This is a genomic window from Streptomyces geranii (assembly GCF_002954775.1).
Classification (GTDB): Bacteria; Actinomycetota; Actinomycetes; order Streptomycetales; family Streptomycetaceae; genus Streptomyces; species Streptomyces geranii.
This window is the reverse complement of the sequence record NZ_PJME01000069.1, coordinates 1-12,686: the sequence shown is the minus strand read 5'-3', so window position 1 is coordinate 12,686 and position 12,686 is coordinate 1. Positions and strand designations below refer to the sequence as shown.

Genomic DNA, 12,686 nt, shown 5'->3' with positions numbered 1-12,686 from the left:
GGTCAGTGCCTTCCGCCGCGGTTGCCCGCGGAGTTGATCGAGTCGATGACACCCATCTGGGTGTTGCGGATGTTCTCCAGGTTGGTCATCGTGCCGTCGGCGACGCTCACCACGGCCTCGACCAGGGACGACCCGGTCTGGACGGCCGTCTCGCGCTCCCTCAGCTCCGCCGGGATGACCTCCTCCGCGAAACTGTCGTCCCTGCCGGGCCAGCCCCGCGTGTCGTTCACGGTGGTCGTGAAGTCACGGAGCATCTCGTGGGCGAGCGAGCTGATCGCGTCGATCTGCCGGACCCCCGCCGCCAGCCGGTCCGGCTCGGCGTAGTACGCGTTTCCCTCAGCCATGTCGGGTCAGTCCTCCGTGTCCTCGTTGATCTCGTCGCGCAGCCGGCTCGACGACGAGCGGCCGTCCCCGGCCCTCGGACCGTCCAGTACTCCGGGGCCGAAGATCTTCTGCCAGTCGACGTTCACGCCGGTCATCTCGGGCACCGCGTCGCTCGGGCGCGTGAACGGCTCGAAGGTGTCCATCACCCGGCGTGCCATCACCCCGCGCGCCTCCTGGACCGCCGCCAGGACGCTGGCCGCGAGCTGGGTGGCGGACATCGTGCGGTACTTGTCGTCCAGGAACTTCAGCTCGGTCAGATCGCCCTGCGCGCTGACGGTCACCCGCACCGAACGGTCCGGCGAGCGCACGGTGGCGCTGGCATCGGCGAGTTCGCGCTCGGCCCGCGCCACGGCGGTCTGGGTGGACTCCAGATCGGCCATGGCCTGCGCGAGCCGCTGCTCGATGGTCTCCCGCATGTCGCTCATGACCGCGACTCCTCCTCCACCACTGTTCGTCTCAGGCCGCTCAGCGCCCGCAGCACCCGCACCACACCCACCAGCGCGCTCACCGCCCGATCACCGCGGGCGCCCCGCCCTCGTCGGTGCCCCACACGTCCTCGTCCTCCGGCTCCGCCATCCAGCTCTGCCGGTCGCGGTCGCCGCTCTCCGTGGAGCGGTTGCCCTGGCCGGCGCCGCCGGGGCCGCCCACCGGGTAGCCCGCGCCGGAGCTGGTGGACGTGCCGCGGCCCCGGGTCACGGTCAGCTCCTCGTCCTCCGTCGCGCCCCGGCGGCTGCCGCCCCGGCCGCCGCCGCGCCTGCCGCCCGTGCCGCCGGGCTCGGTCAGGACGTTGCGGACCCGCTCCGAGGAGCCGTTGCCGCCACCGCCGGCCCCGCCGCCGCCCATGCCGCCCATCCCGCCCATGCCCGGGAACAGCGGAGTCCCGCCGGAACCCGCCCCGCCCGAGCTGTCCGCCGACCCGCCCGCACCGGCACTCGCGCCGAGCGGGGCGCCGAGGGCACCGCCCGACAGCAGGTCGCTGGTGCTGTCCTCGCCGTCGTCGTAGTCGGCGTAGTTGCCGCTGCCGTAGTCGCCGCCCAGCAGGCTGCTGGAGGTGAGCCCGGAGGTGCCGTCCCCCAGGGACGAGCCGAGGCTGCTCGACGAACCGACCAGGCCGTCGCCCAGGTTGCCCAGTTCGCTCAGGTCCAGGGAACTGCTGCTGGTGGTCGGCGGGATGAGGGTGGGCGGGCTGGTGAGATCGAGGTCGCCCAGGCCGTCGCCGAGGCCGGACGTGCTGATGTTGCCGGTCTCGACCGACCCGTCCGGGTTGGTCGTGGTCAGCTGCCCGGTGTCCGGGTCGATCGTCGTGACGGTGCCGTCGGGGAACCTGGTGGTGATGGTCCCGTCCGGGTTGAGGCTGGTGACACTGCCGTCGGGGTTGGTGTGGCCACCGGGGACGGTGAGGTCGCCGGTGGTGACGGTGCCGTCGGGCGCGGTCGTCTTGATGATGCCGGTCTCGGGGTCCAGGAGCTGGGTCGTGCCGTCGGGGTAGCGCGTGGTCAGCGTGCCGTCCGGATTGAGCGTGGTGGTGCTGCCGTCCGGGTTGGTGACCGTGGAGCCCTTGGTCGCGTCGTTGCCGTCGTCCGTGCCGCCGAGCCCGAGGCCGAGCCCCAGGCCCGTGCCGAGGCCGGTGTCGAGTCCGTCGCCCAGGCCACTGCCGAGCCCGTCGCCGAGCCCGCCGAGGTTCAGTCCGTCGCCGAGCCCGTTGCCCAGGTTCGTGAGGCCGTCCCCCAGACCGCCCAGGCTGTCGCCCAGTCCGTCACCGAGGTTGTTCAGACTGTCCCCGAGCCCGTCGCCCAGCCCGTTGAGGCTGTTGCCCAGGTTGTCGCCGAGGTTGTTCAGGCCGTCCCCGAGGCCGTTCCCCAGGTTGTTCAGGTTCTCGCCCAGGTTGGTGAGCGAGTTGTTGAGGTTCTCCTGGTTCTGGTTCGCCTGCTCCTCAAGGATGTCGCGCCGGTCCTCCTCGTACTGCTCGGTCAGCGTGGAGGTGTCCTTCGTCTCCAACTCCTCGAAGGCGTCCTCCAGTTCGCTCCACGCCGTCTTGAGGTTGGTCAGCACCGTGCTCGCCGCCGCGACGAGGACGTCCTCCACATGCTGGTCCCAGACGGCGACGGCGTCGTCGGCCATCTTCTTCCAGGCCCCGGGGTAGTCCTTCAGATTCCCGTAAGTGGGGTGGTTCTGCTTGAAGTTGTCGCTGGTCCGATAGGAGTACGTCGACTCGTCCGCGTACACGGTGGTCTGCTTGATGTTGTTCTCCAGCACCCACGCGGAGACCTTGTCGAGGACCTCCATCAGGATGCGGTGCGGATCGTGCCGGCCGTCGCTGGCCCAGGTGGTCCACGCGGTGTTGAGATCCGTCGCCGCCGTCCGCAGGGCCGCCTCGGCCTTGGCCAGTGCCTCGCTGAGCTTCGACTGCGGGGCGTGGCCGCTGCTGAAGTTCTGCGCCGCTGTGAAGCCGGTGCCGCCCAACTGGTCGACGTAGTCGTCGTAGTTGGTGCGCAGCTGGTGGATGAGATGCCAGAACAGGCCCGCCGCCTGGCCCCGCCACGCCGAGTTCTCCTCGCCGAGCGAGGTCTCCCACTGGGCCAGCGTCGTGGCGTGGTTCTTGAAGAACGCCATCGTCCGGTCGAAGGCCAGCCCCGTCCGCTCGAAGGAGTTGGCGTCCACGGCCTCGCCGTTCAGCACGTCGTAGCCGTTGTAGGAGAAGCCGCGGGTGGTCCCGTCGGTGAGCAGCTTCTGCAGCGCGGCCCTGGAGCCGCCCGCGTACTGCCCGAGCGGCGTGAAGTCCCACTCGTCGCCCTGGCTGCCGGTGAACTTGCCGCCGCTCATCGACTCGCCGCCGTCGAGCAGCCGGGCCCGGCCGTTCCCGTCCACCGGTACGCCGATGAACACCAGGGTGGCCTGGTAGAGGGTGCCGTAGTCGTGCTTGCCGTCACCGCCGGCGTCGACGAACGCCAGGTCGTAGTCCTCGCCCTGCTGGGTGTGCCAGCCGACCAGCGCCGTGAAGTTGTTCGCGGTCAGTGAGGTCGACACCAGGATCTCCAGGCCGCCCCGCATCAGCGGGATGTGATCCTTGCTGCTCAGGGTGTCGAAGAGCGTCTTCCGGCTGGGTACGGCGTAGCCGGTGACGAGGGTGACTGCCTGGCCCCAGGTGTCGTCGGGGTCGTGCTTGGCCGGCATGGCGGGCTCCGCTGGGTGAGGTGGGGGGAGGGGGGACGTACGGCGTGGGGCGGCGCGGGGCCGCCCGGTTCAGTCGTCCTCGCCCCCGGACAGATCGCCGTCGATGTCCGACCAGATGTCCAGCAACTGCTCGCCGTTGATGCCTTCGAGGGTGGTGCCCTGGGTCTTCAGCAGCGTGCGGATGGTGGTTTCCAGGTTGTCGTCGATGTCGTCGAAGAGGTCGCCCTGGAGGTCGAGGATCGTGTCGATCGACGTCGCGGACGACAGGACCGAGGACACCAGGGTCTTGCCGTAGGTGACGTCGTCGGCCCCCATGAGACCGATGCCCAGGACGGCGTTCTCACCGAAGTGCTCCGGCGGGAGCAGGCCCTTGACGACGCTGTGCAGCGACCGTACGCCGTTCGCGTCGTCCTTCATGATGGCCTTGAGATCGGCGATGAAATCGGCCAGGTCGTTCGTCCTGAACGTGCCCAGTGACGCCGCGTCCAGACGGGTCAGATCCGCCATGGCTTCCTCCTGCTGGGGTGTCGGGGACGACGGGGGAACCGGACGGGCCGCGGCCCCGCCGGCCGGCCGTCCGGTTCGTCCGGCGTCAGCGGCCTATCTGGACTTCGGACCAGAGCTGGGAGAGCGAGTTCTCGCTGTAGCGGTAGCTGTCGGAGATGTCCGTCAGCAGCGAGGAGTGCGAGGTCAGCAGCGTCTCCATGTTCTTCACCGCCGTGTCCCACGCCTGCTGCTTCTGCCGGTACATGTTGGCGTCCTCGCCGTACCAGGACTTGACCAGCTCACCGAGTTCGGCCTCCAGCGACGCGAGGGTGTTCGCGATCGCCTTGGTCTGCTGGACCATGTCGTCGGCGGCGTTGTTCATGTGGTTGTAGTCGACGTAGATGTAACCGTCGGTCAGGTTGTCACCCATGAGAGACCTCTCCTGCGCTGGGGGGAATGTGGGGCGTGCGTGAGCGGGTGTCAGCCGGCGAGCTGGTCGAAGGCGGCCTGCGACTGCGAGTAGGCCGCGTTGATCTGCTCGTTGGACGAACCCTGGGTCTTGCCGTGCTGGCTGAGGCTCTGGTTGAGCTTGTCGACCATGTCCTCAAGGCTGCGCAGGATGCTGTTGCACTGGTCGTCCCACTGCTTGAGCAGCGAGCCGAACTGGCCGCCGTCGCTGCCCTGGTAGCCGCTGGAGAGAGTGGCGCGCGTCTGGTCGACGTCCTGCCGCGACTTCAGGATGCCGCTGAACGCGGACTCCAGTGCCTGAATGCCGTTGCGGGTGGCCTGTTCATTTGACTGCTGGCCGTTGCCTGCCATCGTTCCGTCCTCGGGATTGGGTACGCGTCGTTACTGTCTCGACCTCAAGAGACTAGAGTTGCCCGTGAAATGGTTGCAACACGGCGCCTCCTGGCGGTAGTTGGATCGGCCACAGATCAACTGCTTTTACCTGAAAGCAACCCGCAGGGTCCCGCCGCCGAAACCGCCGCGGCTCCGGTCGCCGCCTCGGGGCTCAGGTCGGGCCCGGTCGGCAGCATCGCCAGCAGCGGTGAGGGGAGCCTGCGGGCGTCGGACTCCGCGTACCCGAGCGAGGCGAGCGCCTTCTTCGACGCCACCCGGTACTTCACCCCGTCGTCGCCCACGAGGTAGGTCGCGGCACCCACCGCGCCGCCGCCCGCGCTCAGCGCCCGCACCAGCACCCCGTGACCCGGCCGTACGACGACCGCGTCCACCGGCAGACAGGGCGCCGCCACCGGCTCGCCACTGGCCTGGGTGACCGGGGCGAGGTCGCCCGCCCGGACCAGCAGGGAGCTGACCCGCACCCCGTCGGAGCCGGGCTTCACCTGCGCGCACGCGGTCCAGCCGACCGGCACCCGGACCGCGCGGGGCGGGGTGTCGGGCAGCCCGGAGGCCGAGGGGTCGACGCCGGTGCTGCCGGGCGCCTGATGGTCCTTGAGGACGTCGGCGCCGACCGGCAGAGCGGTGGGCGAGGCACCCCCGTACGCCTTGGCCCGGACGTCCGGGTCACCGAGCAGCAGCGCGGCACCCGTGGCCGTGACCGGGACGAGCCCCTCGTCGCGCAGCAGGTAGTACTGCCCGCCGGAGCCGTCCCCCGAGTCGCCGCCCGAGGCGTCGCCCGGCACCGTGACCTGGAAGACCTGCCCCACCTTGGTCGCCGTACCGCCCAGCGCGGGACCCGCCGACCCCAGCCCCGTCACCTGCGGCGGGGCCAGCGCGGCGCCCGGCACCAGGGCGTCCAGGAAGGCGGCGGAGACCGGCCGCGGGGTCACCGAGCTGTACCCCAGCGACAGCAGCGCGCCGGACTCGGTGTCCAGGGGCAGCCGGCTGCCCTGCCACACCAGATAGGTCTTCTTGTCCGGGCCGCTGACCAGCACCGCGTCCCCGACGCCGACCGCGGTGCCCGCCACCTCGGCCCCGGCCACCAGAGCCGTCACCGCGCGTGTGGTGACCGTGCCGTCGGCGGCCGTGACGCTGCCCAGCGCCGAACAGACCTGCCAGGCCCCGGACTCCAGATCCCCGGCACCGGGCACCGAGTCCGGTGCCCCCGCGATCCCCACGGCGGCCCCCACGGGCGTCCCGCGCAGCGAGGCGGTGCTCACATCGGTGGTCTCCAGGTCCGCGCCGCCGATGAGCAGCGCGGAGGAGTAGTTGCGCACCGGCCGCAGCCGCCCGTCGAGATACAGATAGCGGGCCCCCGTCTCCCGGTTGACGATCAGCGACTCACCACTGCGCCACGAATCGTTTCCCCCGGGCGAGATCAGCCCGAACACCACGGCCCCCGCCGCGATCAGCACGGTGATCAGCACCCCGGCCACGGCCCCCCGGGTGGTCCGCCCCAGCGGGCTCTCCGGGGCGTCCGGATCGGCGAGCAGCATCCCCGAGGTGAGCCTGCTCATGATGAAGGTGTGCGCTTGCACCTGATCGCGCTTGGACTGCATGTACTGCGGGTCCTTCCGGTGAACCGGGGGTGGGCATGGGCGAGGGGGCCGGCCGCCGGGGCCGGCGACAGGGCGGTACAGCTCTCACACGGCCGAGGGGCCGCGCCGGTTCAACCGGTGAGCGAGCGCAGCGCGGCGAACACGCCCAGCACCCACAGGGTCAGCGGCAGCAGGGACATCGCCAGCAGGGAGTGCAGGAGTTCCGCCGCGCGCCCCCAGTACGGCAGCATCCGCCGCCCCGGCACCGTCCACGACGCGACCGCCAGCACCGTGGCCAGCGCCAGCAGGCCCACCACCAGCAGCGGACGGTCCGCCGGGGCCGTGTCCACGGCCAGGGCCAGCGCCAGCAGGGCCACACCCAGAGAGCCCGGCAGTACGAGCGCCAGCCGCTGCCACACGTTGACCATGCCCCGCCCGTGCAGCAGGAGCAGCAGCGCCAGGACCACCGCTGTCAGGGTCTCCGGCAGGTTCGGGTTCCGCGTCAGCGGCACCAGGCAGGTCGCGCACAGGACGCCCGTCGCCGCGTACAGGCCGGTCATCCAGCCGCTCGCCAGCTCCGTACGGGTGGCCACGTCCCGCCCGTTGTAGGGCTCGATGCCCTCCTGGAGCTGCTGCGCGTTCGTCGGCAGCGCCGGCATCCGCATCCCGGCCAGCTTGAACGACAGCGACGGCACGAAACCGCCCAGCAGCACCGCCAGCCCGGCCACCGCCGCAGCCGCGCCGTCCACGGCCAGGTCGAACACGCTCATCAGCCCGCCCGCCAGCGCCCCGGCCACCGCGACCAGCGCCGAGGCCACGAACAGCGGCGTACGTACGGCCGCCAGGGCCAGCGCCAGCACGGCGCCGCCCGCTCCGGCCGCCGCCGCGGCCAACAGGCGGGCGCCCAGCACCTGGTGGGCGTCCGGACCGGCGATCTCCCCGCCCGGCACCAGCCAGCCCGCGAGCGCCAGATAGGGCGCCGCCATGAACCCGAGGGTCGCGCCTGCCGCCGCGTCCCCGACCGCACGGCTCGCCGAGGCCGCCCCGGCGAGCAGCAGCAGCCCGGCCACCCCCGCCGTGCCGATCCGCACCGAGGCCGGGCCGCCGGGCCAGGCCAGCACCAGCAGGCCCAGTGTCAGGGCGGCCACCGTCATGCCGAGCAGCAGCCGGCGCCCGGCCGCCTCGTTCCACCCGTGCAGCCGGTCCCGGGTGACGTTGGCGATCCCGTCCACCAGGTCGTCCAGCCGCACCTCGGGCAACGCCTCGGTGAACGGCCGCAGGTACACCACCTCGCCGTCCTTGAGGTCGAGCGCCTCCAGGGTGTTCTCCTCGTCCAGCGGGGCCCCGCCCAGCCGTTGCAGGACCCAGCCGTCGTGCTCCAGGCCGCTCTCCTCGATCTCCTCACCGGCGTAACGCAGCACGGTGGGCAGCAGATCGGCGACGGGCACGTCGGCGGGCACCGCCAGATCGATGGTCCTGGCCGGGGCCCGTACCGTGAGGCGGCACAGACCCGCAACGGAGCTGTCGGTCATCGTGGGGTTCACGTCTCCAAAAAGATTCCGGGCGGTGAACTCGTCCACGTCCACTTGGACGTACGAGTTGATGGCATGCAGACTACTGACCGCCGATCGAACGGAATTATGGGTCCCGTTTCATTCGCGTGTCACAAGTACCCGCGGGCACGCCCCCGTTGGCCGAATTACGACCTGTTTTCGGCCCGGACGGCATTTCAACCCTTTGAAGGAGCATGTGCGTTGAGCGTGGTTCTGTTCCGCAGGCCGGCCCGCCGCCGGGGCCCGGACATGCCCGAGGGCGAACTCACTCTCCAGGAACCGCCGACGCTTCCCGAGGTCGTCGCGGACAGCTCGGCCATCTGGACGTATCTCCCGATGGCCATGATGTCCGTGTCGATGATGCTGATGTTCATCCGGCCCGGCGGCGGCAACGGCGCGTTCATGTACATCGCCCTCGGCATGATGGTGATGGCCTCCGCCGCCATGATGGTCGGCCAGGTGATGCGCAAGGCGGGCGAGCGCAAGGAACGTCTGCGCGGTGAGCGCCGCGACTACCTCCGCTACCTCACCCAGACCCGCCGCAAGGTCCACCGGGCCGTCGTGGAACAGCAGTTGGCGCTGGCCTGGCGCCACCCGGACCCCAGGGTCCTGCGCACGATGGTCCGGACGACCCGCCTGTGGGAACGGCGCGTCAAGGACGAGGACTTCGGCGAGGTCCGGATAGCCGTCGGCGACCAGCAGTTCGCCATGCGGCTCAACCCCCTCTCCACCAAGCCCGTTGAGGACCTCGAACCCCTCTCCGCCCACGCCCTGCGCCGCTTCGTCCGCGCCTACAGCACGGTCCCCGAGCAGCCCATCGCCCTCTACCTCCGCTCCTGGTCCCGCGTCCTGACCCGGGGCGACGACGCGGCCGTACGGGCCATGGTGCGGGCCGCGCTGTGCCAACTCGCCCTGTTCCACCCGCCGGAGGAGCTGTGGGTGGCGCTGTGCGTGTCCGACGAGCGGCGCGCGGAGTGGGAGTGGGTGAAGTGGCTGCCGCACAACCTGCACCCCCAGGAACAGGACGGTGCGGGACCCGCCCGCATGATCGCCACCGCCTTCAACGACCTGGAGGACCTGCTCGGCGCCGAGTTCACCGAGCGCCCGGTCTTCGACCCCGAGGCGGTCCCCGGCCGCGACGAGCCGTTCACGGTGATCGTCGTCGACGGCGTCACCGTCCCGGCCGGTCACCGCCTGGACGGCCCCGGCTTCCGCAACACCATCGTCCTCGACCTGTCCGGCGCCCTCACCTGGCGCCCCGGCCGCACCACCCTGCGGCTGGACGTCACCCCGTCCGCCGTCCGCCTCGTACGCACCGACCGCACCCGCAAGGAACAGACCACCCTCCTCGGCCGTCCGGACCGCGTCGGCCCGGCCGCCGCCGAGTCGCTGGCCCGGCTGATCGCCCCGTACCGCATGGGCCTGACCGCCGACTCCGCCGAACCCCTCGCCGCCGACGTCCAGTTGACGACCCTGCTCGGCATCCCCGACCTCTACCGGCACGACCCGCCGACCCTGTGGCGCAAACACACCGGCGCCGCCCGGCTGCGCGTACCCGTCGCGATCGGCGCCGACGGCGCACCCGTGGAACTCGACATCAAGGAGTCCGCGCAGGGCGGCATGGGCCCGCACGGCATGCTGATCGGCGCCACCGGCTCCGGCAAGAGCGAACTGCTGCGCACCCTCGTCCTGGGCCTAGCCCTCACCAACTCCTCCGAGACCCTCAACTTCATCCTGGTCGACTTCAAGGGCGGCGCGACCTTCCTGGGTCTTGACGAACTCCCGCACACCTCAGCGGTGATCACCAACCTCGCGGACGAAGTAGCCCTGGTGGACCGCATGCAGGACGCCCTGCACGGCGAACTCATCCGCCGCCAGGAGCTGTTGCGAGCAGCGGGCAACTACTCCTCGGCCCTGGAGTACGAGAAGGCAAGAGCAGCAGGCACCCCGCTGGCCCCCCTTCCCAGCCTCTTCGTCGTCGTCGACGAGTTCAGCGAACTCCTGGCCGCACACCGGGAGTTCATGGACCTGTTCGTGATGATCGGCCGCCTCGGCCGCTCCCTGGGCGTCCATCTGCTCCTGGCCTCCCAGCGCCTGGACGAGGGCCGTATGCACCAGCTGGAGAGCCACCTCTCCTACCGGGTCGGCCTGCGCACCTTCTCCGCGATGGAGAGCCGAGGCGTCCTCGGCGTCCCCGATGCCTACCAACTCCCCTCCCAGCCGGGCGTGGGCTTCCTCAAGAGCGGCGTCGAGGCACTGACCCGCTTCCGGGCGGCGTACGTCTCCGGCCCGTACCGCCACCGGCGCGGCGCCGTCGTCCAGGCCCGGGTGGCCAGCCAGGTGGTCCCCTGGTCGGCGGGCTGGGTCGTGCCACGCACCCCGGCGGCCGTCCCCGACCCCCAGCAGGAGGAGGAGACGGAGTCCGCCGACAGCCTCCTCACGGTGGCCCTGGACCGCCTGCGCGACCACGGCCCGACGGCCCACCAGGTCTGGCTGCCCCCACTGGGCGCACCCCCGGCCCTGGACGCCCTGCTCCCCGGCCTGACCCCCACCCCCGACCGGGGCCTGAGCGCCACCGGCTGGCCGGGCGCGGGCCGCCTACGCGTCCCGGTGGGCCTGGTGGACAAGCCCTTCGACCAGCGCCGGGACCCGCTGGTGGTGGACCTGTCGGCGGGCGGCGGCCACGTGGCGATAGCGGGCGGCTCACAAAGCGGCAAGTCGACAGTGCTCCGCACCCTGATAACCAGCCTGGCCCTCACCCACACCCCCACCGAAGTGCAGTTCTACTGCCTGGACTTCGGCGGCGGCACCCTCTCCTCCCTGGCGGGCCTGCCGCACGTCGGCGGGGTCGCGGCCCGCCTGGACAGCGAACGCATCAGCCGTACGGTGGCCGAGGTCACCGGCGTCCTCAACCAGCGCGAGCAGTTCTTCCTCGACAACGGCATCGACTCCATGGCCACCTACCGCCGCCGCCGGGCGGCGGGGGAGTTCGCCGACGAGACACACGGCGACGTCTTCCTGGTGGTGGACGGCTGGGCCCAGGTGAAGCAGAACTTCGACAGCCTGCTCCCGACCTTCAATCAACTGGCCACCGGTGGCCTGAACTACGGCATCCACCTCATAGTCACCACCACCCGCTGGGTGGAGTTGTCGGCCCAGATCCGCGACCAGAGCGCCACCCGCCTGGAGTTGCGGCTGGGCGACACGATGGACTCGGTGGTGGACGTACGCAAGGCGGCCACGGTGCCCCGCACCCCGGGCAGGGGCCTCACGGTAGGCGACAAACTCCACTTCTTGACGGCACTCCCGCGCATCGACGGCAGCGACAACGCGGAGGACCTGGCGGAGGGCGTGACGGCCCTGGTCGACCAAATCGCGACGGCGTGGACGGGCCCACCGGCCCCACCGGTACGCATGCTCCCGCACCGCCTCCTGGCGTCGACACTCCCCACCCCGGAACTGTCGGAAGGCCTACGCCTCCCCCTCGGCCAGGACGAGGAGACGTTGTCGACGGTCTGGCACGACTTCAGCCGGACCCCGCACCTGGTGGCGGTAGGCGACACGGAAAGCGGCAAGACGAACCTGCTGCGCCTCGCGGCCCAGGCGATCACGGCCCGCTACACGGCGGCGGAGGCCCGCATCCTGGTGGTGGACTACCGCCGCGACCTGGTGGACGCGGTCCCCACCGAATACCAACTGGGCCACGCGGTCTCCGTGGACGCCCTGAAGGAACTGGTGGGCGGCTCGGCCCGCGCCCTGAAGACCCGCCTCCCCGGCCCGGACATCACCCCGGCACGCATGCGCCTGGCGGACTGGTGGAACGGCCCGCGCCTGTTCGTCCTGGTGGACGACTACGACATGGTGGTCGGCAGCAACAACTACGACCACCCCTTCACCCCGCTCTTCGACCACCTGGCCCTGGGCCACGAACTGGGCCTCCACGTGATCGCGGTCCGCTCGGCGACAGGAGCGGGCCGAGGCCTGAACGACCAGCTCCTACGCCGCCTGGACGAGGTGAACACACCGGGCGTCCTGCTGTCCTGCCCCCCGAGTGAGGGCTACGTCTTCGGCAACACAAAGCCGCGGAACCTGCCTCCGGGCAGGGCGCAGTACGTGGTCCGGCGGAAGGCGACACTGATCCAGACGGCGCTGGTGGAGGGGGCGGGGGAGCCGACCTGACCAGAGTTTCCTCGCCCCCGCCGCCCCTACCCGTTCCCATCCCTGGGGGCTGCCGCCCCCAGACCCCCGCCTATCGCGCTGAACGCGCTCGTCCTCAAACGCCGGACGGGCTGGAGATGCCGGCCGGCGCTGAAAACTCAAGCCCCGGCCAGCACCGCAGGGCCACAGCCCGCACCCCCCAAGCCACGGCCCGCGCCCCTCAAGCCCCAGCCCGCACCCTCAAGCCCCGGCCGGCATCACTCAGCCCGTCCGGCGTTTGAGGACGAGGCCGTCCAGGCCGATCATGCCCCCCCCCCCCCCCCCCCGAACCCCCCCCCCCCCCGGGGGGGGGGGGGGGCCGGTCCGGGGGGGGGCGGCGCGGGGCCGCCCGGTTCAGTCGTCCTCGCCCCCGGACAGATCGCCGTCGATGTCCGACCAGATGTCCAGCAACTGCTCGCCGTTGATGCCTTCGAGGGTGGTGCCCTGGGTCTTC

General features: G+C 71.3%; 9 protein-coding genes. 1 reads left to right on the top strand and 8 read right to left on the bottom strand.

Going from position 1 to position 12,686, the window contains the following annotated elements; genetic code table 11:
• Positions 1-2: 2 nt before the first annotated feature.
• From CW359_RS41455 to eccD, 8 genes are all read right to left on the bottom strand, one after another.
• Entirely contained in the window at positions 3-344 is a 342-nt protein-coding gene (locus tag CW359_RS41455) for a hypothetical protein (protein WP_105975430.1), read from the bottom strand.
• Between the two features lie 6 nt (positions 345-350).
• Positions 351-809, bottom strand: a complete 459-nt coding sequence (locus CW359_RS41450; RefSeq protein WP_105975429.1) for a YbaB/EbfC family nucleoid-associated protein — start codon at positions 807-809, stop codon at positions 351-353.
• Positions 810-888: 79 nt separating this feature from the next.
• The gene (locus tag CW359_RS45625; protein ID WP_157968739.1) at positions 889-3,558 is read right to left on the bottom strand and encodes an AAWKG family protein; all 2,670 of its coding nucleotides are present in this window, start codon (positions 3,556-3,558) and stop codon (positions 889-891) included.
• A gap of 69 nt (positions 3,559-3,627) precedes the next feature.
• On the bottom strand, positions 3,628-4,065 hold the full coding sequence (locus CW359_RS41435; protein WP_105975428.1) for a type VII secretion system-associated protein: 438 nt from the start codon (positions 4,063-4,065) through the stop codon (positions 3,628-3,630).
• A gap of 85 nt (positions 4,066-4,150) precedes the next feature.
• Positions 4,151-4,474, bottom strand: a complete 324-nt coding sequence (locus CW359_RS41430) for a WXG100 family type VII secretion target (protein ID WP_105975427.1) — start codon at positions 4,472-4,474, stop codon at positions 4,151-4,153.
• 50 nt (positions 4,475-4,524) lie between these two features.
• Entirely contained in the window at positions 4,525-4,863 is a 339-nt protein-coding gene (locus tag CW359_RS41425; RefSeq protein ID WP_105975426.1) for a hypothetical protein, read from the bottom strand.
• Between the two features lie 116 nt (positions 4,864-4,979).
• Complete coding sequence (gene eccB / locus CW359_RS41420; RefSeq protein ID WP_105975425.1) at positions 4,980-6,503, bottom strand: type VII secretion protein EccB; 1,524 nt, start codon at positions 6,501-6,503, stop codon at positions 4,980-4,982.
• A 110-nt stretch (positions 6,504-6,613) separates the two neighbouring features.
• Positions 6,614-8,014: a type VII secretion integral membrane protein EccD gene (gene eccD, locus CW359_RS41415; RefSeq protein ID WP_105975436.1), complete on the bottom strand. Its 1,401-nt coding sequence runs from the start codon at positions 8,012-8,014 to the stop codon at positions 6,614-6,616.
• A gap of 270 nt (positions 8,015-8,284) precedes the next feature.
• Here eccD and eccCa point away from each other — a divergent pair, with 270 nt between their 5' ends.
• Positions 8,285-12,214 carry a type VII secretion protein EccCa gene (gene eccCa / locus CW359_RS41410; RefSeq protein ID WP_105975435.1) on the top strand — a complete coding sequence of 1,310 codons (3,930 nt, stop codon included), beginning with the start codon at positions 8,285-8,287 and terminating at the stop codon, positions 12,212-12,214.
• The last annotated feature ends 472 nt before the right edge of the window (positions 12,215-12,686 follow it).

What these genes read in the sequence shown, in the direction of transcription:
- CW359_RS41455 (WP_105975430.1), bottom strand. Translation starts at nt 344, where the DNA reads ATGGCTGAGGGAAACGCGTACTACGCCGAGCCGGACCGGCTGGCGGCG.
- CW359_RS41450 (WP_105975429.1), bottom strand. Translation starts at nt 809, where the DNA reads ATGAGCGACATGCGGGAGACCATCGAGCAGCGGCTCGCGCAGGCCATG.
- CW359_RS45625 (WP_157968739.1), bottom strand. Translation starts at nt 3,558, where the DNA reads ATGCCGGCCAAGCACGACCCCGACGACACCTGGGGCCAGGCAGTCACC.
- CW359_RS41435 (WP_105975428.1), bottom strand. Translation starts at nt 4,065, where the DNA reads ATGGCGGATCTGACCCGTCTGGACGCGGCGTCACTGGGCACGTTCAGG.
- CW359_RS41430 (WP_105975427.1), bottom strand. Translation starts at nt 4,474, where the DNA reads ATGGGTGACAACCTGACCGACGGTTACATCTACGTCGACTACAACCAC.
- CW359_RS41425 (WP_105975426.1), bottom strand. Translation starts at nt 4,863, where the DNA reads ATGGCAGGCAACGGCCAGCAGTCAAATGAACAGGCCACCCGCAACGGC.
- eccB (WP_105975425.1), bottom strand. Translation starts at nt 6,503, where the DNA reads ATGCAGTCCAAGCGCGATCAGGTGCAAGCGCACACCTTCATCATGAGC.
- eccD (WP_105975436.1), bottom strand. Translation starts at nt 8,014, where the DNA reads ATGACCGACAGCTCCGTTGCGGGTCTGTGCCGCCTCACGGTACGGGCC.
- eccCa (WP_105975435.1), top strand. Translation starts at nt 8,285, where the DNA reads ATGCCCGAGGGCGAACTCACTCTCCAGGAACCGCCGACGCTTCCCGAG.